Annotated in this window: 24 protein-coding genes; 12 read left to right on the plus strand and 12 right to left on the minus strand. The window is 56.9% G+C overall.

What is annotated here, in order from left to right; all coding sequences use genetic code 11:
• Positions 1–5: 5 nt before the first annotated feature.
• Positions 6–719: a ribonuclease PH gene (gene rph / locus WDB70_RS00370; RefSeq protein ID WP_406665500.1), complete on the plus strand. Its 714-nt coding sequence runs from the start codon at positions 6–8 to the stop codon at positions 717–719.
• A gap of 40 nt (positions 720–759) precedes the next feature.
• Entirely contained in the window at positions 760–1,401 is a 642-nt protein-coding gene (pyrE, locus tag WDB70_RS00375; RefSeq protein WP_406665502.1) for an orotate phosphoribosyltransferase, read from the plus strand.
• A gap of 46 nt (positions 1,402–1,447) precedes the next feature.
• Here the strand turns inward: pyrE and WDB70_RS00380 are convergent, their stop codons facing one another.
• From WDB70_RS00380 to coaBC, 4 genes are all read right to left on the minus strand, one after another.
• Positions 1,448–1,813, minus strand: coding sequence for a DUF5362 domain-containing protein (locus WDB70_RS00380; protein WP_406665504.1), 366 nt, complete (start codon positions 1,811–1,813; stop codon positions 1,448–1,450).
• A 40-nt stretch (positions 1,814–1,853) separates the two neighbouring features.
• Positions 1,854–2,438, minus strand: a complete 585-nt coding sequence (gene slmA / locus WDB70_RS00385; protein WP_406665505.1) for a nucleoid occlusion factor SlmA — start codon at positions 2,436–2,438, stop codon at positions 1,854–1,856.
• Positions 2,439–2,532: 94 nt separating this feature from the next.
• The gene (dut, locus tag WDB70_RS00390; RefSeq protein ID WP_406665507.1) at positions 2,533–2,991 is read right to left on the minus strand and encodes a dUTP diphosphatase; all 459 of its coding nucleotides are present in this window, start codon (positions 2,989–2,991) and stop codon (positions 2,533–2,535) included.
• Positions 2,988–4,187, minus strand: coding sequence for a bifunctional phosphopantothenoylcysteine decarboxylase/phosphopantothenate--cysteine ligase CoaBC (coaBC, locus tag WDB70_RS00395; protein WP_406665509.1), 1,200 nt, complete (start codon positions 4,185–4,187; stop codon positions 2,988–2,990). The genes dut and coaBC overlap by 4 nt, the downstream gene beginning before the upstream one ends.
• Before the next feature lie 126 nt (positions 4,188–4,313).
• On the opposite strand from coaBC, the gene WDB70_RS00400 reads away from it, so the two are divergent.
• The 6 genes from WDB70_RS00400 (at position 4,314) to mutM (ending at position 8,842) form a co-directional block, all read left to right on the plus strand.
• The gene (locus WDB70_RS00400) at positions 4,314–5,987 is read left to right on the plus strand and encodes a methyl-accepting chemotaxis protein (RefSeq protein WP_406665511.1); all 1,674 of its coding nucleotides are present in this window, start codon (positions 4,314–4,316) and stop codon (positions 5,985–5,987) included.
• Positions 5,988–6,021: 34 nt separating this feature from the next.
• Entirely contained in the window at positions 6,022–6,696 is a 675-nt protein-coding gene (radC, locus tag WDB70_RS00405) for a DNA repair protein RadC (protein ID WP_406665513.1), read from the plus strand.
• Positions 6,697–6,810: 114 nt separating this feature from the next.
• On the plus strand, positions 6,811–7,047 hold the full coding sequence (gene rpmB, locus WDB70_RS00410) for a 50S ribosomal protein L28 (RefSeq protein ID WP_406665515.1): 237 nt from the start codon (positions 6,811–6,813) through the stop codon (positions 7,045–7,047).
• Between the two features lie 10 nt (positions 7,048–7,057).
• Positions 7,058–7,225 carry a 50S ribosomal protein L33 gene (gene rpmG / locus WDB70_RS00415; RefSeq protein WP_115717000.1) on the plus strand — a complete coding sequence of 56 codons (168 nt, stop codon included), beginning with the start codon at positions 7,058–7,060 and terminating at the stop codon, positions 7,223–7,225.
• Between the two features lie 123 nt (positions 7,226–7,348).
• On the plus strand, positions 7,349–8,029 hold the full coding sequence (locus tag WDB70_RS00420) for a glutathione S-transferase family protein (RefSeq protein WP_406665518.1): 681 nt from the start codon (positions 7,349–7,351) through the stop codon (positions 8,027–8,029).
• 3 nt (positions 8,030–8,032) lie between these two features.
• Entirely contained in the window at positions 8,033–8,842 is an 810-nt protein-coding gene (mutM, locus tag WDB70_RS00425; RefSeq protein WP_406665520.1) for a bifunctional DNA-formamidopyrimidine glycosylase/DNA-(apurinic or apyrimidinic site) lyase, read from the plus strand.
• On the opposite strand, the gene WDB70_RS00430 is transcribed toward mutM, so the two are convergent.
• Genes WDB70_RS00430 through coaD form a run of 5 tightly spaced genes read right to left on the minus strand, consistent with a single transcriptional unit; the run spans position 8,818 to position 13,346 of the window.
• Complete coding sequence (locus WDB70_RS00430; protein ID WP_406665522.1) at positions 8,818–9,813, minus strand: glycosyltransferase family 9 protein; 996 nt, start codon at positions 9,811–9,813, stop codon at positions 8,818–8,820. The genes mutM and WDB70_RS00430 overlap by 25 nt on opposite strands.
• Entirely contained in the window at positions 9,810–10,904 is a 1,095-nt protein-coding gene (locus WDB70_RS00435) for a glycosyltransferase family 9 protein (RefSeq protein ID WP_406665524.1), read from the minus strand. The genes WDB70_RS00430 and WDB70_RS00435 overlap by 4 nt, the downstream gene beginning before the upstream one ends.
• A complete protein-coding gene (locus WDB70_RS00440) occupies positions 10,892–11,437 on the minus strand; it encodes a hypothetical protein (RefSeq protein WP_406665526.1) in 546 nt (181 codons plus the stop codon). Before WDB70_RS00440 ends, WDB70_RS00435 begins: the two co-directional genes overlap by 13 nt.
• Complete coding sequence (locus tag WDB70_RS00445; RefSeq protein WP_406665528.1) at positions 11,431–12,849, minus strand: capsule assembly Wzi family protein; 1,419 nt, start codon at positions 12,847–12,849, stop codon at positions 11,431–11,433. Before WDB70_RS00445 ends, WDB70_RS00440 begins: the two co-directional genes overlap by 7 nt.
• Before the next feature lie 14 nt (positions 12,850–12,863).
• Complete coding sequence (gene coaD / locus WDB70_RS00450) at positions 12,864–13,346, minus strand: pantetheine-phosphate adenylyltransferase (RefSeq protein ID WP_406665530.1); 483 nt, start codon at positions 13,344–13,346, stop codon at positions 12,864–12,866.
• 166 nt (positions 13,347–13,512) lie between these two features.
• On the opposite strand from coaD, the gene WDB70_RS00455 reads away from it, so the two are divergent.
• Positions 13,513–14,604 (plus strand): glycosyltransferase family 4 protein, encoded by a 1,092-nt coding sequence (locus tag WDB70_RS00455; protein WP_406665532.1) that lies wholly within the window; start codon positions 13,513–13,515, stop codon positions 14,602–14,604.
• Here the strand turns inward: WDB70_RS00455 and WDB70_RS00460 are convergent.
• Genes WDB70_RS00460 through rfaD form a run of 3 tightly spaced genes read right to left on the minus strand, consistent with a single transcriptional unit; the run spans position 14,591 to position 17,297 of the window.
• Complete coding sequence (locus WDB70_RS00460; RefSeq protein ID WP_406665534.1) at positions 14,591–15,340, minus strand: glycosyltransferase family 2 protein; 750 nt, start codon at positions 15,338–15,340, stop codon at positions 14,591–14,593. The genes WDB70_RS00455 and WDB70_RS00460 overlap by 14 nt on opposite strands.
• A complete protein-coding gene (gene waaF, locus WDB70_RS00465; RefSeq protein ID WP_406665536.1) occupies positions 15,340–16,353 on the minus strand; it encodes a lipopolysaccharide heptosyltransferase II in 1,014 nt (337 codons plus the stop codon). The genes WDB70_RS00460 and waaF overlap by 1 nt, the downstream gene beginning before the upstream one ends.
• Positions 16,350–17,297, minus strand: a complete 948-nt coding sequence (gene rfaD, locus WDB70_RS00470) for an ADP-glyceromanno-heptose 6-epimerase (RefSeq protein WP_406665538.1) — start codon at positions 17,295–17,297, stop codon at positions 16,350–16,352. The genes waaF and rfaD overlap by 4 nt, the downstream gene beginning before the upstream one ends.
• Positions 17,298–17,372: 75 nt before the next feature.
• Here rfaD and WDB70_RS00475 point away from each other — a divergent pair, with 75 nt between their 5' ends.
• The 3 genes from WDB70_RS00475 to tdh all read left to right on the plus strand — a co-directional run bounded on the left by WDB70_RS00475 (position 17,373) and on the right by tdh (position 20,348).
• Positions 17,373–18,014 carry a TetR/AcrR family transcriptional regulator gene (locus tag WDB70_RS00475; RefSeq protein ID WP_406665540.1) on the plus strand — a complete coding sequence of 214 codons (642 nt, stop codon included), beginning with the start codon at positions 17,373–17,375 and terminating at the stop codon, positions 18,012–18,014.
• A 106-nt stretch (positions 18,015–18,120) separates the two neighbouring features.
• The gene (locus WDB70_RS00480; RefSeq protein ID WP_406665542.1) at positions 18,121–19,311 is read left to right on the plus strand and encodes a glycine C-acetyltransferase; all 1,191 of its coding nucleotides are present in this window, start codon (positions 18,121–18,123) and stop codon (positions 19,309–19,311) included.
• Between the two features lie 11 nt (positions 19,312–19,322).
• On the plus strand, positions 19,323–20,348 hold the full coding sequence (gene tdh, locus WDB70_RS00485; RefSeq protein ID WP_406665544.1) for an L-threonine 3-dehydrogenase: 1,026 nt from the start codon (positions 19,323–19,325) through the stop codon (positions 20,346–20,348).
• The last annotated feature ends 162 nt before the right edge of the window (positions 20,349–20,510 follow it).

Genomic DNA, 20,510 nt, shown 5'->3' on the forward strand with positions numbered 1-20,510 from the left:
AGCCCATGCGACATAGCGGCCGCGCCCCGGGGCAGCCCCGGCAAATTACCCTTACCCGCAATTACACCCAGCACGCCGAAGGTTCGGTACTGGTGGCTTTTGGCAACACCAAGGTGTTGTGCACGGCTTCGGTGGTCGATGGCGCTCCGCGCTGGCTCAAAGGCAAGGGCCAGGGTTGGGTGACGGCGGAATACGGCATGCTGCCACGGGCCACCCACACCCGTAATGACCGCGAAGCGGCACGGGGTAAACAGTCTGGCCGCACCATGGAAATTCAGCGGCTCATTGCCCGCAGCCTGCGTGCTGCGGTGGATTTAACGGCGCTGGGCGATGTCACCATTACGGTTGATTGCGATGTTATCCAGGCCGACGGCGGCACCCGTACCGCCGCCATTACCGGTGGTTGTGTGGCGCTGGTCGATGCCCTGAACTGGATGGTGGCCGAAGGTAAACTTAAAGCCAGCCCGTTCAAGCAGATGGTTGCGGCGCTGTCGGTGGGTATTGTGGACGGTTTGCCGGTATGCGACCTGGATTACCAGGAAGACTCCAGCGCCGACACGGACATGAACATTGTTATGACCGAAGATGGTCGGTTGATTGAAGTGCAGGGTACCGCTGAGGCGCAACCCTTTGACTTTGATGAACTTAACAGCATGTTAGCGCTGGCCCGCGAGGCCATGCCGACACTTTTTGCGCACCAGCGTGACGCACTGCAATAATGCTACGGGGCCTTTGGCCCCGTTTTTTTAGGACAACGCCATGAAAGCCTATCAACAAGCCTTTATTGATTTTGCCATTGAACGCCAGGTGCTGCGCTTTGGTCAGTTCACGTTGAAGTCTGGCCGCCAGAGCCCGTATTTTTTCAATGCCGGGCTTTTTAATACAGGCCGCGATCTGGCCCGGTTAGGCCGCTTTTACGCCGATGCCTTGATGGATGCGAACATCGACTTTGATGTGCTGTTTGGCCCGGCCTATAAGGGTATTCCCATCGCCACCACCACAGCCGTGGCGCTGGCCGACCATCATAGCCGTGATTACCCCTACTGCTTTAACCGGAAAGAGAAAAAAGACCACGGCGAAGGCGGCTCACTGGTCGGTAGCCCGCTCAAGGGGCGCATCATGCTGGTAGACGACGTGATCACCGCCGGCACGGCGATCCGCGAGTCCATGGACATTATTCAGGCTCAGGGCGCGGCGCTTGCCGGGGTGCTGATTGCCCTGGATCGCCAGGAAAAAGGCCAAGGCGAGCTGTCAGCTATTCAGGAAGTGGAGCGGGACTTTGGCTGCCCGGTAGTCAGCATCATTACCCTGGCGGATTTGATTCAATACCTACAAGGCCAGCCTGAACGCCAGGCCGATTTGCAGGCAGTAACGGCTTACCGTCAGCAATACGGCATCTAAAGGTTCTACAGGGCAATAAAAAAGCCGGCTCGTGCCGGCTTTTTTATTATCTGCCCATGTGCATGCCGCTCATCAGAGCGGCCATGCCACCAAAAATTATAAACAGCACTACGGCGACAATACTGACCAGCAGCATGATGCCGGTGACTAAAAAGTAGGTTTTCAGCTTGCCCATGGCGGTGAGCATCTGCTCAGAGTCGTTGCGCTGATACGCTTGCTCCAGAGCACCGGTAGCCTGCACCAGCAATATGCCCATCCAGATCGGCAACCAGGCCCAGAGAATGCCGATAATGCTAATGGCCTGCAGCGCGCCGCCAATGATACTCATGATGCCGACGAACTTGATCCAGCCGCTGCCTTGATAGAGTGGCTCGGCAAGGGTTTTGACGGTGTAGTGCTGTTGCTCTTCCATGGTACTTCCTCGCGTTGGCGAAGGCGTATTCCCCAAAACTTTAGAGTAGCTGCTGTTCAATCAGCTGCCATTGGGCAGTAAAACCTTCGGTGGGTTTATGTTTGAAACCAGAGCGTACGAACTGGCTGATACGACCTTCGGCAAAGGCCAACAACAGGTTGGCCAGCACGCTGTCGTCAACGGTAAAGCCTTTGCCTTCACGCAGCCGCCGTTCCCGTAACACCTGCTTGATCTGCGTTTCCAGTTTGTTGAACAGGTGTTCAATGCGTTCGCGTAACCGCTCCTGTTCGCCCTGCAGCGCATCACCGTTAATGATGCGGGTAAGGCCGGGGTTTTTCTCGGCAAAGGTCAGCAACAGCTGCAGCATGTGATGCAGGCGGGTCAGGGTGTCTTTTTCATCGCGCAAGATGAGATTAATGCGTGAGCCCAGTGACTCTTCGATGAAGTCGATCAGGCCTTCAAACATCCGTGCCTTGGATGGAAAATGGCGGTACAGCGCGGCTTCCGATACGCCGACTTGGGCTGCCAGTTTGGCGGTGGTGATACGCTGGCCGGCTTGTGTTTCCAGCATCTGGGCCAGGCACTGGAGGATTTGTTCGCGACGGCTGAGCTTGGCGTTGGCCATGGTACAACTTCCCTGCGGCATGAAGGAGGGGCCGGTCAGGCCCCTCAAATGGCTCTAGTTTATCCCGTGTTCAGGTGGGATAAAAGCGCTGCCATCAATGCCGGCCGGAATGGCCGAAGCCACCTTCACCGCGTTCAGTGGCGTTAAAATCTTCAACAAAATCAAAGCGCGCCTGTACCACCGGGAGGAAAACCAACTGGGCAATGCGTTCACCGGGGTTAATGGTGAAGCTGTCCTGGCCGCGGTTCCAAACCGACACCATCAACTGCCCCTGATAGTCAGAGTCAATCAGCCCGACCAGGTTGCCAAGCACAATGCCGTGCTTATGGCCAAGGCCGCTGCGCGGCAAGATGGTGGCACATAGCCCCGGGTCGGCAATGTAAATGGCCAGCCCGGTGGGCAGCAAGGTGGTGTCGCCCGGCGCCAGCTCAATAGGCCCGTCAATGATGGCGCGCAGATCCATACCGGCAGAGCCGTCGGTGGCATAGGCTGGCAGTGGGAATTCTGTGCCGACCCGGGGGTCGAGAATTTTCAGCTGAATGGGTGTTTTCATGATGTGGCACTCAGTTTGTCGGCTAACAGGGTAAGCATTTGTCTGGCCAGTTCGGTCTTACTGGCTTTGGGCAGTACGTGTTCGCCATCGGCGCTGATCAGGGTCAGCTGGTTGTCATCCTGGCCAAAGGCCAGGCCCTCCCCGACGGCGTTGGCAGCGATGAGGTCCAGGCCTTTACGCACCAGCTTGTCACGGCCGTAGCGGGTCACGTCCTGGGTTTCGGCGGCAAAGCCGACAACCAGTGCTGGCCGTGCCGCCAGCTGCGCGATGGTGCTGATAATATCGGGGTTTTTGACCATTTCGACGGTGAGTCGCTCGGCATCTTTTTTGATTTTTTGCCCATGGCTGAGCACCGGCCGGTAATCGGCAACGGCTGCGCAGCCGATAAAAATGTCACAAGCGGCCGCTGCGTTCAGCGCTGCGTCATGCATCTGCTGGGCTGAGGTCACATCGATACGCTTGACCCCAGGCGGGGTAGCAAGGCTGACCGGGCCGCTGATCAGGGTAACCTCGGCGCCGAGTTGCCGGGCCACGCTGGCCAGGGCAAAGCCCATTTTCCCTGAGCTGTGGTTGGACAGGTAACGCACCGGATCCAGCGCCTCGCGGGTAGGGCCGGCGGTCAGTACCAGGGTCTTGCCCGCCAAAGGTTTGGGGCCGATCTGCTGCGCGGCCAGCGCAGCCAGCTCCAGGGGCTCGAGCATGCGCCCGGGGCCGACATCACCACAGGCCTGTTCACCGGCAGCCGGCCCCCACAGCAAAAAGCCACGGTTTTGTAAGGTGGCGAGATTGGCTGTGGTGGCGGGTGCCCGATACATCTGCTGGTTCATGGCGGGTGCCAGGGCAATGGGCGCGTCAGTGGCCAGGATCAGGGTCGTCAGCAAGTCGTCGGCCATGCCAGCGGCTACCCGTGCCAGCAAGCTGGCACTGGCCGGCGCTACCAGTACCAAATCGGCCCATTTGGCCAATTCAATATGGCCCATCGCCGCTTCTGCTGCCGGATCGAGCAAACTGTCGCTAACCGGATTCGCCGATACAGCCTGCAGGGTCAATGGAGTGATAAACTCGCGGGCGGCGTTGGTCATGACCACCCGCACCTCGGCTCCCCGCTCTTTGAGGCGGCGAACCAGGTCGGCGCTTTTATAAGCAGCAATGCCGCCACTGATGCCAAGCACGATACGTTTGTCAGTCAGACTCATAGAGGCCCCGAAGCAAAAACTGGGTGGCTAAGATAGCATATTTCGTTTCCAGCCCCGTCTATGCTTAAGCTTTTCCTTGTTGTGGGCGATACACCAATAGCAATCATGATTTACTAAGGACGCGTGATGAAAACTTTGTCCATTCGTGCCCGGATCCTCATTCTGGCCGTTGTGCCAGTTTTGCTGGTTTCCGCCATGACCAGCTTGATGCTCTGGCATCAGGAAAGCGAAGCCTTGACGGTCAACGTCAAGGATATGCGCCAGAAAATGATGTCGGAGCACAAAGCGCAGCTGCTGAGCTATATCCGCCTGGCCACCACGGCCATTGCCCCCTATTACGATGGCCAAGACACCCCGGAAGCCCGTACCAAGGCCAAGGATGTACTGCGCCAATTGCGTTACCAAGATGATGGTTATTTCTACGTTTATGACGAACAAGGCCTGTCCATAGTTCATGGTGCCAAGCCCCAGTTGGAAGGCAAAAACTTCTGGTCGCTCACCGATAAAATGGGCAACAAAGTTATTCAGGGCATTGTTCGTAGCGCCCAAGGCGATGGCTTTTCACAATACTACTGGGATAAACCTTCTTCCGGTAAAGAAGAGCCAAAGTTGGCTTATGCCAAAGTGTTGCCAAAATGGGGCTGGGTGCTGGGTACCGGCTTTTACATTGATGATATCGACAAACAGGTAGCGGCCTACACTGCCCAGCAGCAACGTAAAAACACCCAGCGCATCCTGACCATGCTCGGTGGCACGCTGCTGGTGGTGATTGTGATGGTGACGGCGGCCTTGTGGTTCAGCCGTGCCATCAATAACCCGCTCCAGAACCTGCTGGCAACACTGGATGATATTTCCCAGGGTGACGGTGATTTAAGCCGACGCCTGCCGATTGACCGCGACGATGAACTGGGGCGCTTGGCAAAAGCCTTTAACCGCTTCGTGGAGAAAATTCAGCAATCGATGCGACAGCTGGCGGGGGTTACCGAAAGTCTGTCGAGCACTGTAGAGCAAATCAGTGGTGGTGCCAGTGATTATGAACGGCAGATGCAGCGTCACCATCAGCAGACCGAGCAGGTGGTCACGGCGGTGGCTGAAATGAATGCCACCGCGCAGGAAGTGGCCCGTAGTGCCGGCCAGGCCGCCGATGCTACCCGCCATGCCGACAGCCAGTCCGAACAAGCAACGGAAGTGGTACAGCGCGCCATTACCAGTATTGATAGCCTGGCCAATGACGTTGGTGAAGCAGGCCGGGTGATCAACGACCTGGATCAGGACACCGACAAAATCAGCCAGGTGGTGGAAGTGATTTCATCCATTGCTGAACAGACCAACCTGCTGGCCCTCAATGCCGCCATTGAGGCGGCCCGGGCGGGTGATCAGGGCCGTGGTTTTGCCGTTGTTGCTGATGAAGTTCGCGGGCTGGCGGCCCGGACTCAGCAAAGCACGGTGGAAATCAGCACCATGCTACAGAACCTGCAAAACTCTGTGAAAAAAGCTGTGGCGGTGGTGCAAAGCAGCCAGCAACGCAGTGAACAGACGGTGGCCGAGGCCAATGAAGTGGTCAGCACCCTGGCCGCGGTGGCCACTGCTGTGGCAACCATCAATGAAATGAACCTGCAGATTGCCAGCGCCGCGGAAGAACAAAACGCGGTGTCTGAGGAAATTAACCAGAACCTGACTACCATTGCCGAGATTGTTCAGAATCTCTCTGCCGGGGCCAAACAGAACCTGCAAACCAGCAAAGAGCTGAACAACATGAAAGGCTCTCTGAGCCAGTTGGTGGGTAGCTTCCGGATCTGAGTGAGGCCCTGTCAGCGTGCTCAAGGAGGAGCCTATGGCAATACGGGATTGGCCAGCCAGTGAGCGGCCACGAGAAAAGCTGTTACAGCGAGGTGCCCAGGCGCTGACGGACGCCGAGCTACTGGCGATTTTTCTGCGCGTTGGCGTCGCCGGCAAAGACGCGGTGACCCTGGCACGGGAACTGCTCAGCCATTTTGGTAGCTTGCGCACCCTGCTCGCTGCCAGTGAAAGGGACTTCTGCCGGGCGCCGGGCCTGGGCCAGGCCAAATTTGTGCAATTGCAAGCAGTGCTGGAATTGTCAAAACGCTTTCTTGCCGAAAAGCTGGAGCGCCAGGGGGCGCTGCAATGCCCGGCTGACGTGCGTCGGTACTTGCTTAGCGAATTTCGGGATGAACCACGGGAAATTTTCGCGCTACTGCTACTGGATAACCAGCACCGGGTTATCCGGTTACTGAAGCTCTTCTATGGCACCCTGGATGCTGCTGCAGTGTATCCCAGAGAAGTGGTGAAGGCGGTACTGGCTGCCAATGCGGCAGCGGTGATTCTGGTGCATAATCACCCCTCAGGTGTCGCCGAGCCCAGCCGCACAGACCGCCAGTTAACCGAGCGATTGACGGCGGCCTTGGGGCTGGTAGATGTGCGCATGCTGGACCATCTGGTGGTGGGCGACGGTGAGGTAATTTCCTTTGCCGAACGTGGCTGGGTGTGAAGCTGCTTGATCTTGGTTGGCCTTTTCTGTATAAATTGCGCCCTCTCTGCGCCTGAGGCGACGGCCTCGAGGTGATAATCGCTCGAGCTGATGTTTTTTTGGAGATTATTGACAATGTCCCGAGTATGCCAAGTAACCGGCAAGGGTCCGGTTGTGGGTAACAACGTTTCCCACGCCAACAACAAAACCCGCCGCCGTTTTCTGCCTAACCTGCACACCCACCGTTTCTGGGTAGCTAGCGAAAACCGTTTCGTTAAGCTGCGCCTGTCTACCAAGGGTATGCGTATTATCGACAAGAAGGGCATCGACGCCGTTGTGGCTGACCTGCGTGCCCGTGGTGAGAAAATTTAAGGGGTAAACCATGGCAAAAGGTATTCGTGAGAAGATCAAGCTGGTTTCCTCTGCTGGCACTGGTCACTTCTACACCACCGATAAAAACAAGCGCAACATGCCGGAAAAGATGGAAATCAAAAAGTACGATCCGGTTGTGCGTAAGCACGTTGCCTACAAAGAAGCGAAAATCAAATAAGCTTCTTGTACATTGAAAAACCCGGCTTTTGCCGGGTTTTTTTATATCTGAAGGCAATTGCTAGCGATGGTGCCGATGCCAGCAGTGGCGTATGCTGGCTCAGTTCAACACGGGGAGGACAGTATGTCTCTGGTACTTTACGAACTGGCCGGTGCCCACCCGGACCGCCGTTTTAGCCCCTACTGCTGGCGCAGCCATTTTTGTCTCTGGCATAAGCAATTGCCTTTTACAACGGTACCCTGGCGATACAACGATAAAGCCCTGATAGCCAAAACCGGTCAGGGTAAGGTGCCGGTGATCCACGATGGCAATCAATGGGTACATGACTCCTGGCAGATAGCGCTATATCTGGAACAACAGTATCCGCAGCATCCGCTTTTTGTGGAAGGGCAGGGGCGCGCCGAGCAATTCAGCCATTGGTGTGATAGCGAGCTTAACCCGGCATTGCGCTGGTTCTTGCTAAAAGTGATCCACGGCCACCTGACGCCGGGCGATCAGGCTTATTTTCGCCGCACCCGTGAGGCGCAGATCGGCATGACATTGGAACAAAGTTCGCAGCAGGCCGACAGTGACCGCCTTAACACGGTGCTGAGTGAGCTGGAAGACAAGTTGGCTGAGCAAGACTGGTTTGCCGGTGAGCAACCTGGGTACAGTGATTACGCCCTGATGGGTTCTTTGCTGTGGGCAGCGGCCACCTTTGATGAAGATCCGCTGGACGGTTTTGCTCCGCTATTGGCCTGGCGGAGTCGCCTCAGTCAGCGTTATAGCGGCCTGAAGCAGTATCTTTTTTACTATCCGTTGTGAGTTATGCCTGAATTACCAGAAGTTGAAACAACCCGCCGCGGCATTTCGCCACACCTGTCTGGCCAGCGTATTGCGCAGATTGTGGTGCGCCAACCCAGCCTGCGTTGGCCGATCCCCGAGGCGCTGACGCTACTCGAGGGGCAGACTATCAGCAGTATTGAGCGGCGCGCCAAATACCTGCTAATCAATACCGCCATGGGCAGCGCCCTGGTCCATCTGGGCATGAGCGGGGCATTGAGAATGGTGCAGGCTGATACTGCGATAGCCAAACATGATCATGTGGATATGGTGCTGGGTAACGGTATGGTGATGCGCTACACCGACCCGCGTCGTTTTGGTGCCTGGCTTTATGTGCCTCCGGGTGAGCAGCATGTGCTGCTGGCCAAGCTTGGGCCAGAGCCTCTTACCGACGGCTTCGACGGTGAGCGGTTGTTTGCCCTCAGCCGTAAGCGGCAGATCCCGGTGAAAACCCTGATTATGGATAATGCCGTGGTGGTGGGGGTTGGCAACATTTACGCCAACGAGGCACTGTTTATGGCGGCTATTGACCCTCGTCGCCCGGCTGGCAGTATCAGTCGGGCACGGTATCAGCGCCTGGCCGAGGCGATTCGTCAGGTACTAGCCAAGGCCATTGAACAGGGCGGCACCACCTTGAAGGATTTCACTGCTGCCGACGGCAAACCGGGCTACTTTGCTCAGCAATTGGCGGTGTATGGCCGCTCTGGCCAAGGGTGCCTGCAATGTGGCCGGGAGCTCAAAGAGGTGCGTATCGGTGGTCGCAGTACCGTTTATTGTGCCACCTGCCAGCGCTGAGCCTGCAGCCAGTGCATAGCTTCGTCTAGAGCCTGGTCGCTGATGGCTGCCAGGTCACGGTCACTGTGGGCCACTACGACCTTGTGAGTCCCCCAGAGTGGATCGCAGCATGCACGCCAGTGCTCGTCACGACGGACAATCAGAGTTGGCACATCCAGGCTGCAAGCCAGGTGGCCAATGCCGGTATCGGTGCTGATTACCCCCGTACTGGCCAGCAGCCAGCCGGCAGCGTCGGCTACCGTCGGTGATGTTAGCCACTGGATCTGCTGCTGCCAGGGGGCGAGTAGCTGCTGGTTACCGGGATTGTTATAGGCCGCCACCGGGCCTGGGAGCCTGCTGAGCAGGCGGGCGATCAGCGAAGCGGGCATGGTATTGCCTTCCTGGCTGCCGCAAGGATTCAAGAGCCAAGTGCCTGCGGTGAGCCGTTTGGCTGGTGGTGTGAAGGGCAGCCCAGGGTGCCCCGGTGTCAGCCCCAATGGCGCCAGCACGCTGGCCATACGGCTGGCAAAATGTGCATCACTGGCATCGCCCAGATAACCGTCTACCAGCTTAAGCGCCAGTGGATCCAGGGCTTTTTGCTGCACCTGATGGGCTTTAAAGGGCAGGCTGAGCAGTTCTTGGCAGCGTAGCTGTTGCAGGTTCATCAGTGGGTGGAAGCTGAGCCGTTCTCCCAGGTAAATGACTTTTTCATAGGCATCACTGGGCCAGTCTGGCTGACGGTGGGCTCGGGCCTTATTGGCGTCGGCTACCCAAAGGCGTTCGATAGCCGGGTGGCCCTGAAGCACGCCGGCATTGCGCGGGTGCGCCAGTACCTGCAAGGCAATACCACTGCCAGTGAAGGCATTAATCACCGGCAGGGTCATCAGCATATCGCCCAAGCCGTTATAGGTGATCAATAACCAAGGCTTGGCATTGGCCGGGCGGTGACGGTGGCGGCGGCCAGCCAGTTGTTGCAGTAACCAGCGTTTCATGCTGGTGCCCCGAGCAATGTGTCGATGGCCCGGGCCAGATCATCAGGGTTGTAATCAGCCACATTCACTTTGTCATTGGCATGTTGCGGCTGGCGGGTAAATACCACCTGTTGCCGGGGGCTGCGTGGCGCCCATTCGGCAAAGTTATCCGGGCCGTATTGGAACAGAGCCAGCAATGGTCGCTGCAAGGCGCTGGCAAAATGCACAACGGCGGTGTCGGGGGTAAAAACCAGATCGGCCTGCTGGAGCAGTGCAAAGGTCATGGCCAGGCTGGCTGGGCCGGGGGTGATCTGGATGCCAGGAAATTGCGCGGCCAGTTCCTCAAGGAAGTTGTCCTGGCCAGGAATACGTAACAACCACAGCTGATGTGCAGGGTAGTGCTGTTGCCACCATTGCAGCAGCTGGCTGGCACTGTGGCGATCAAAACGCCGGTGCACCGAGGAACCAAAGAGATTGATGACAACTGCTGGGCCCTGGCCCGTGAGCCTGATATCCAGGCTGGGTTCTTGCGGTAAGTAAAACTGGCCGGCCAGTGGCCTGCCAGGGGCTAGTAGTTCGGCAGCAGCCAGGTAGCGGTCAGCGAAATGGACGGCCGTCGGTGCAATGGCGACATCAAATAGCTGGTAATCCTGTTTGCGCCAGCCGATATAGTGCGGCGCGCGTAGCTGTGTCAGCGCATAAAGATCCAGTGCACTCATATGGGTGCCGGGGTCAACCACGGCATCAAACTGGCCGGCAAAACGGGCCAGCTGCTCGGCTGTGCCCTGGCTACGTTTATCCAGTACTTCAATGTGATGGAGGCCTGGGCAGCCAGCTAATAAGGCCGCAGCCTGTTTCCCGGCCAGCAGCGTAATACGCAGATCAGGGCGGGCGTCTGCCAGGGCGCTGATAAACAGGCTGGACATCAAGGCATCACCGAGCTTGTCATCCCACCGCAACAGGGCGACATTTTTAACGGCCGCCGGCTCAAAGGGCGCGTCGCTAAAGCGTTGATCAAGGCGTGCTTTTGCCTTGGCAAGCTTACGGGCTTTACGCTGATTACGCCGCGCCCGCCACCAGCCGCGCAGCTGTTTGGCAATCAGAAGTGCCATACCAATGACACAGTGAGAACCGTTACTGTGCGGAACACTTCCTGTGTCACCGTGTTTTGTGGGTCACCGGGTAATAGTTTGTCGCGAGCAACTTGGCGGGCTTTGTGGTATTTCAACTCCAGATCAGCACCAGCCAAGGCATGTTGCCAACGCCCATAAAACCCATAGCTATAGCCCCAGGCCGGAATACCGTCTTGCAAACGGGCGCCACCAACGAAGGCGCCCACGCTGTATTTATCAGAAAACAGGTAGCGGTAGTCCAGAGCATTAAACGATACCAGCGTCTTACCGTTGGCACTGTCTAAATCCAGGCCCATCCCCCAGCTGCTGTGCGCGCTGACAGGCCGCCGGACACCGGCATGGAGGTGGCCACCGACTTTCCAGCCGCTGCTGGTTACCGGGGTCACATTGTCGGCAATATCCAGCTTGGTTTGGGCATTGTTGATGCCGGCGCCCAGCTCCAGTTGGTAATCGGCGTGAGCCAGGCTGCTAAACAGCAGGGCTGATGTCAGTAACGCGACGGTTTTTACCATCGGATAAAGCCTCCAATGCTTGCGAAATGGTCACCAAAGACGGTTTTGCCGGTATACAGCTCAGCACCAACCAGATATTGGTGCCAGGTAGTACTGTAACGTAGGTCCAGCTCTACAGCGCGGTGATAAAGGGCACGGTTGCTGCCGTAGGCGGTTTCATTTTTTAAGGTGCGCAGCCGGCCTTCCAGTAGATGCCCAGCAACCGGTTCCCAGTTGACGATAAGGCTGTGGGCCTGGCCGCCGATACCATCGTTAAAGACCCGCTCATCACCTGCCCAGTGGCCAAGCACATGCCCTTCATTGGTCATGCCATCGCGGTAAATGTGATGGACATACCAGGCATTTTGCCATTCGGAAAATTCATAGCTCAGATCCAGCCGGGGTAAGATGTGCGGAAACTGCAGGCCACCGGAAAAGGCAGCGTTGCCCAGCACCCAGCTCTGCCCTTTGGAGGTATCTTCGCCGGCGTACTCCATATAAACGCTGAACGGTACCCGGCCCTGAAAATTGGCCTTCGCTGTGAAGGAAGCAATTTGATTACCGAACTCGTTAGCGGTGGTGACATTACCCTGGCCGGTGTTATCGGTTTTGGTGGGATTAAAGAAGGCTTTAAAGACATCCTTGATGTTGTTGCCGCCGCGAGCGCCGCCACCAAACTGCATAATGCGGTTAACGCCCAGTGCCACCCCGGGCACCGGCTCAAAGCTCAGATGAAATCCTGCCAGGCGCGGCCGGCCCTCAGTAAAACCACCGTTGTAGGCGATGTGGTCGCTATTGGATAAGGCTCCGACGAAGAAGTTATAGCGGATATGGTAGCTGGTCAGCGGCGTGTAGTTGGACAGGGTAATAGACGGTATGGCCCGTGCCTGGGTGGAAATCACCATGGCGCTGTCTTGCATCGGTGAGTACCAGTGTTCACGGTAGCCCACGTCCAGTTGGGCGTATTCATAGCCGACACTGAGGTAGCTGTTTTGCAGTGAGTGGCCGCCTTGCCAGCTGCTGCCACCGAGGCTCAGCAAGGCATAATCGGAAGGCTGCCATTGCACGGCGGCGTTAACCAGATAGTGGCTGCCGGTATCCCGGCCACGCTGGTTGGGAATGGTTTTATCGGCGCCACTGTTAACAGCCAGGCGAATACCGGCCTGAGTCAGGGCCAGTGGCTTCATGTAGCGGCTTAGGTAACGGCGCACCTGCTCGCACAGCACCGCATCCTTTTTACAAGCCTTGGGTAAGGCATCCAGTACCCGGGCGGCGGCAATGGGGCGAGCCATGACCGGATCGTCGGCGAGCATTAACACCCGCTCTATTTGGCGTTCAATTTCCGGAGACTGATTCAGCGGCAGATAGGGGCTGACCCCGCGGGCCATAGCGGAGCTGGTTAACAGAGCCAGCAACGACAACGCATATTTCATTGACCAATTCCTTGTCAGCTGCGGACTTTCGCGACCAGCGCGTCGGCAACTTTGGGGTGAACAAACTGACTGACATCACCGCCATGTAAGGCGACTTCTTTGACCAGCGTTGAGGAAATAAACGAGTTTTCTTCCGCCGGAGTGAGGAATACGGATTCCAGATCCGGCTTCAGGCGCCGGTTCATGTTGGCCAGCTGAAACTCAAACTCAAAATCGGATACGGCGCGCAGGCCGCGGATCAGAACGGTCGCGCCTTGCTGGCTGGCAAAGTCGATAAGCAGCCCGGAAAAACCAACCACAGCCACGTTGTCCAGGTGGGCAACCACATCACGGGCCAGCTGCACTCTTTCGTCCAAGCTGAACATGGGTTTTTTCGAGGGATTGGCGGCAACCCCCACCACCACCTGGCTGAATAGCCGGGCAGCGCGTTCCACTAAATCGGTATGGCCATTGGTAATGGGATCAAAGGTCCCTGGATAAATTACCCTGATGGTCATGATCTTATCCTTCACCGTTACTGGGTTTGGGCAGGCAAGCACCCCGGCGCCAAGGATACACCAGAGTGGCCGCTACAGACCATTAGCGAAGGGCGGTAAAAACCATGCAAAGCACCGCTGAACCCCGTAGGATAGCGGCGCAGTGCGTAATCAGAGGGGAGGCAACGTGAAACTGCTGGTGATCAGTGACTACCGGGACACCTGGAATGCCGTGCGGCCAGAGGCCGAAATGCTCATTGCGTTGCAGCAGTTGGGCGTGGCGGTCACCATCATGACGGCGCCTGATGCCGATTACGTTGCCCGTTTCAAGGCCTGCGGGCTGGCGGTGATCCCCTTTCACCCGGCCAAAAAGGTGTCACTGAGTGCTATCCGGCGAGTCCGTCAAACACTGCAAGAGGGTGCTTTTGATGCCGTTTATAGCTTTAACAACAAAGCGATAGCCTGTGCTAACTGGGCGGCCATGGGCCTGCCGGTAAAGGTACTGACGTACCGGGGCCAGACTGGCAACATCAGCCGTCTGGACCCCTCGGTATATCTGACCCACCTGCACCCCCGGGTTGATCGCATTATCTGTGTTGCCAAAGCCACCCGCGACGATCTGCAGCGCCATGTCTGGGGCCCTAAAGAGAAAGTAGTTGCGGTTTACAAAGGACATGATTTGGCCTGGTATGACGAAACACCGGCCGATCTACAGGCGTTTGGTATTCCTGCCGATGCCTTTGTGGTGGGCTGTGTGGCCAATGCCCGGCCCCGCAAAGGCTTGCCGGTACTACTGGCGGCTACGCATCTGCTGCCAGCAAACAATAATATTCACCTGCTACTGGTGGGTGGTGGTATGGATACCGCTGAAGTCAGGAAGCTGATTGCGGCCAGCCCCATGGCTGAACGAATTCACCTGACCGGCTTTCGCCGTGACGCCACCGCTCTGATTGCGGCTTGCCAGGCGTCGGTGCTGCCATCGATTAAGCGCGAAGGCTTACCGAAGACGGTTATTGAGTCCATGGCCTATGGCGTTGCTCCGATTGTGTCTGATACCGGTGGCAGTGCGGAACTGATCGAGGATGGTATCAGCGGTATCAAAGTGGCACCCGGTGATGCTCCGGCGATTGCGGACGGTATTCAGCGGTTATGGCGCGATGCACAGTTTTGCCGAAACATGGGTCAGGCTGCGCGAGCGCGCATTGCCAGCCATTTTACCGTGCAGCAAAGTGCCGAAGAGCTTAAAGCGGTTCTGGAAGAAACCGTTAACGGCGGCTAAGCGCCCATAATATAACGTATTTATTGAATACGTATTGCGCTTCGAGCTTGGCCAGAATAAACCCGCCCAGGCCGTCCAGAAAGCCTCCCTTGAGCAGGTACTGGCGGATAAAACGAAAGGCTGGGCGCATCAGTATGCTGGCCAGGCCGGCTTTTTTGCCGCGGGCGGCACGTTGTTCTGCCCACTGGCGGGCATAGCGTAGCTGCTTTTGCTGAAACTGGGCGAGGTCCTGGCAGGTGTAGTGTTCCAATACGCCAGGTAAATCAACGACTTTGGCACCCGCGCAGGCTACCTTTTCATGTACCTGAGCATCGTCATAACGGTATTCATTCCGACGGTATAAACGCACGATACGGTCCGGGTGCCAGCCCGAGTGATAGATCCACTGCCCCAGAAACTGTGACAGCCGGTTAAAGCGGTATACCGTGCCGCCTTTATCGTTATCCAGAGCATTGATAATGCTCGCTTGCAGGGCTGGCGTTATGACTTCATCGGCATCCACCCACAATAGCCATTCGCCCTGAGCGTATTGCTGGGCGCGCTGGCGTTGCGGCCCAAAGCCTGGCCAGTCGGTGCTGTGAAAGACTTTGGCGCCGGCGGCCTCAGCTACGGCGACCGTCTCGTCGCTGGAGCCGGAATCAAGCACCACGATTTCATCGACAAAATCGAGGCTGGCAAGGCAGCGGCGCAGATCGCGGGCCACGTCTTTGGTGATGATCACGGCGCTCAGTTTCATCAGGCTGTCGCCTCCAGTACCCGCTCTACGGTGATGGTACTCAGACAGTGGTAGTGGCCAAAGCGGCAGGTGCGTTCAAAGCAGGGACTGCACTCCATGGGTTGGCGAATAATGCTGGCCTGGTTGGTGAGCGGTGGGGTGAAATCGGGGCTGGTAGAGCCATAAATGGCAACCACTCTGGCGCCGCTGGCGGCCGCCACGTGCATCAGCCCGGAATCATGGCTGACTACCGCCTGGCATTGGGCAAAGAGATCAACGGTGTCTGCCAGCTCGGTTTTGCCACAGAGGTTGTAGATGTGCTGTTGCTCGGCGGCAATGGTGTCACCGGCGGCATTGTCTTTGGCACCCCCGATCACCCACACCTGATAGCCTTGCTGTACCAGCTGCGTGGCCAGTTGGCGGTGGCGGGCCAGAGGCCACTGTTTCGACGGGCCATATTCGGCGCCAGGACACAGGGCAATGGCTGGCCGCTCAGTGGTTAATGCCAGTTCCGTCAGGATGCGTTGGGCATTGCTTTGGTCGACACGCAGCTTGGGCGTCGGCACTGCAAACTGATAACGGGCGTAATCGGCACGGCTGGCGCCGAGGCCCAGATAACGCCAGACGGTTTTATCAATCACCGTTTGCCCCTGGCGGGTGGGGCGGCGTTTGCGGGCATCGGTCAGTAACAGCCGGCGACCTTCGCCACTAAAGCCGACCCGTTCACCAATGCCGGCCAGAAAAGGCAGCAAGGCTGACTTGAATGAGCGGGGCAGAATGATGGCTTTGTCGTAGCCGGTTTTTCTCAGGCTTTGGGCCAGTCGCCACTGGGCTTTGAGTTGCAACTTGCCATGTTGCCACGGAGCGGCAATGCCGCGGTGCACCTGCGGCATGCGGGCAATGATAGGTAACGACCAGGCTGGTGCTAAAACATCAATGCTGGCCTCTGGGTGGCGCTGCTGCAAATCCATGAACAGCGCCTGGGCCATGACCATATCGCCTACCCAGGACGGGCCGATAACCAGCAGTTTCATCCGCGCTTATCGAGCCAGGCCAAATAGTCCGCGACACCTTCGGCAACCGTGAAAAACGGCTCTTTGTAGCCGACTGTGCGCAGTTTGCTGATGTCAGCCTGGGTAAAGCTCTGATAGCGGCCTTTGAGCTCATCCGGGAAGGGAATGTATTCCACTTCGCCTTTACCGTGGTGGGCGATCACCGCATCGGCAATGTGCTGGAAGGGCTCGGCGCGGCCGGTGCCCAGGTTAAAAATACCGGACAGGTGCGGGTGGTCGAAGAACCACAGGTTGACCTTGCAGACATCGGCAACATAAACAAAGTCGCGCTGCTGGCCGCCGTCGGGGTAACCGTCGTAACCGGCGAACAGGCGCGGGTTGTTGCCTTCTTTCAGTTGGTTGTGCAGATGGTAGGCGACCGAGGCCATCTTGCCTTTGTGCTGCTCGCGGGGGCCATAGATGTTGAAATAGCGAAAGCCCACTACCTGGCTTTCAGCCTGCGGTAAAATGCGGCGTACGTACTGGTCAAACTGCCACTTGGAGTAACCGTATACGTTCAGTGGCCCTTCGCAGTCACGGTCTTCACGAAACTCGCTGCTACCACCGTAAACGGCAGCACTGGAAGCGTACAGGAAGGGGATTTCCCGCTCTAAACACCAGTGCAGCAGCTCTTTGGAATACTCGTAATTGTTTTCCATCATGAATTTGCCATCCCACTCGGTAGTATCCGAACAGGCGCCTTGATGGAAAATGGCATCAACCGGGCCAAGCTCTTCCCCGGATACAATACGGGCGATGAAATCGTCCTTGTCCAGGTAATCGGCAATATCCAAATCGGCCAGGTTGGTAAATTTCGTGCCGTCACGCAGGTCATCTACCACCACGATGTCGCGGTAGCCACGGTCATTGAGTGCTTTGACAATATTGGCGCCGATAAACCCTGCGCCGCCGGTTACGATGATCATCCAGTTCCCCTGTGTGCCATGGCTGCAAAGTGCGTGATAGACTCGTTGTTAAATGGCGAAAGGCCCATAAGAACAATGAAAACCCGCGATAAAATCCTCAACGCCAGCCTGGCACTGTTTAATGAAAAGGGTGAGCGTAACGTCACCACCAATCACATTGCTGCCCATTTGGGCATCAGTCCAGGCAACCTATACTATCATTTCCGCAATAAGGAGGACATTGTCCACGCCATCTTTGGCGAGTATGTCCGCCACCTGGAAACCGCCTTTACCCCCCATGATGATGGCCCGACCCTGGATGTGCTGATGAGCTATCTGGACGGGGTGTTTTACACCATGTGGGAGTTCCGTTTTTTCTACGCCAGCCTGCCGGATATTCTGGCCCGTAACCCAGCCCTGCATCAGGAATATTTTGAGGTACAGCAGCAGCTGGCAGAGCGGGTGATTGCGATCCTGCGTTCGCTCAAAAACGAAGCCATTCTTATTATTGATGACCAAGACCTGCCGGATCTGGCGCACACCGTAAAAATCATGGTGACCTTCTGGATCAGCTACCAGACCTCCCAGGCGGTAGAAGCAGCCATTACCCGGCCGGTGATTTACCAGGGGGTATTGAAAGTCCTGTTTTTGATCCGCCCCTACCTGGCGCCTCAGGCGCGTGAGACCATCGCTCGCCTGGAAGACCATTATCAGCGGCTGGCCCAACGTACCCGCTGACTGTCATCGCAGCTTGACGCAAACGTCAAGCGACCTGCGGTGGTCTGACTGTTTCGCGCTGCGGTATCAGCTACAATAGCGCCGAATCCGAATTGGGGGAGCCGTTATGAGTGCCAAGCTGTTTGATCACCTGCGCCAGGAACTGGCCACACTAAAAGAAGAAGGCCTGTACAAAGACGAGCGCATCATCACCAGCGCCCAGCAGGCGGCCATTCACGTCGGTAACGACGATGTGCTGAACTTCTGCGCTAACAATTACCTTGGTTTGGCTAACCATCCGGCGTTGATTGCTGCCGCTAAAGAAGGCCTCGATACCCATGGTTTTGGCATGGCCTCGGTACGCTTTATCTGCGGCACCCAAGACAGCCATAAAGTGCTGGAACAAAAAATTGCCGCCTTTTTGGGCATGGAAGACGCCATCCTTTATTCCTCTTGCTTTGATGCCAACGCCGGCCTTTTTGAAACCCTGCTGGGGCCGGAAGATGCCATTATCTCTGACGAGCTGAACCATGCCTCCATCATCGATGGTGTACGGCTCTGCAAGGCCAAGCGTTTTCGCTATAAAAACAATGATATGGCCAGCCTCGAAGAGCAGCTCAAAGCAGCGGATGCCGCAGGTGCGCGCTTCAAGCTGATTGCCACTGACGGCGTGTTCTCTATGGATGGCATTATTGCCAACCTGCCCGGGGTATGTGATCTCGCGGAGCAATACGACGCGCTGGTCATGGTTGACGACTCCCACGCTGTTGGTTTTGTCGGTGAGGGTGGCCGTGGTGTCCATGAATTCCACCAATGCATGGACCGCGTGCACATCATTACCGGCACCCTGGGTAAAGCGCTGGGCGGTGCTTCCGGTGGCTATACCGCAGCGAAAAAGGAAGTGGTGGAAATGCTGCGTAATCGCAGCCGCCCCTATCTGTTTTCCAACTCCCTGGCGCCGGCCATTGTCAGTGCCTCTATCAAGGTGCTGGACATGCTCAGTGAAGGCGCCGAGCTGCGCCAGACATTGTGGGACAACAGCGCTTATTTCCGTGAGCGGATGAGCGCCGCCGGCTTCGAACTGGCCGGTGCCGACCATGCCATCATTCCGGTGATGCTGGGTGATGCCAAGCTGGCAAAAACCTTTGCTGAGAAAATGCTGGCCAAAGGTATTTATGTGGTCGGCTTTAGTTTCCCGGTGGTGCCGCGTGGCCAGGCTCGTATTCGTACCCAGATGTCTGCTGCCCACAGCCGGGCGCAGCTTGACCAAGCTATTGATGCCTTTATTGCCGTCGGCAAAGAGCTGGGCGTCATTTAAGGAGTGGACTGATGAAAGCGCTCGCCAAACAGCATGCTGAGAAAGGGATCTGGATGGTCGATGTGGACAAGCCTGAGCTGGGCCACAACGATGTCATGATCAAGATTAACAAGACCGCCATTTGTGGCACCGATATGCATATCTACCACTGGGATGACTGGGCACAGAGCACCATTCCTGTGCCGATGGTAGTGGGGCACGAGTATGTCGGTGAAATCGTGGCAATCGGTCAGGAAGTGCGCGGCTATAACATTGGCGACCGGGTTTCCGGTGAAGGCCACATTACCTGTGGCCACTGCCGTAACTGCCGGGCTGGCCGGGTACATTTGTGCCGTAATACCGTTGGTGTCGGTGTCAACCGCCCGGGGGCTTTTGCCGAGTATCTGGTGATCCCGGCGTATAACGTCTTCAAATTGCCTGATAACGTACCGGATGACATTGCCGCCATCTTTGACCCCTTTGGTAATGCCGTACATACGGCGCTGAGCTTTGATCTGGTGGGGGAGGATGTGCTGATCACCGGCGCTGGCCCTATTGGTATCATGGCTGCGGCAGTGGCCCGCCATGTTGGTGCGCGCCATGTGGTGATCACCGACGTCAACGACTATCGCTTGGAGCTGGCCACGAAAATGGGGGCGACTCGGGCGGTGAACGTGGGTAAGGAAAACCTGCGAGAGGTGATGCGTGATTTAGGCATGACCGAGGGCTTTGATGTAGGCCTGGAAATGTCCGGCGTGCCACAAGCCTTCCGGCAAATGCTCGATACCATGAACCACGGTGGCAAAATCGCCATGCTGGGTATTCCCCCGGGCGACATGGCTATTGACTGGAATCAGGTGATTTTCAAAGGCCTGGTGATAAAAGGCATTTACGGCCGGGAAATGTTTGAAACCTGGTACAAGATGGCCTCTTTGGTGCAGTCCGGCCTGGATCTGACGCCCATCATCACTCACCACTACAAGGTGGACGACTTCCAGCAAGGCTTTGAAGCCATGGCCTCCGGCCACAGCGGCAAGGTTATCCTCGACTGGAACTAAGAAAAACCGGCCTGACGGCCGGTTTTTTACATGTGCATTGAGTGTGCACACCACTCGTTACCTCAAGAGGCGCTCGCCACCTTTTTGATGGTCGCATGGGGCAAACACCTTAGCTGTTGAGTATTGTTCACCAGTGTATTTTCTACTTTCCCAGTTTTGTTG

It is taken from the genome of Gallaecimonas aegicerasi, from assembly GCF_045291545.1.
In the GTDB taxonomy this organism is placed as follows: domain Bacteria; phylum Pseudomonadota; class Gammaproteobacteria; order Enterobacterales; family Gallaecimonadaceae; genus Gallaecimonas.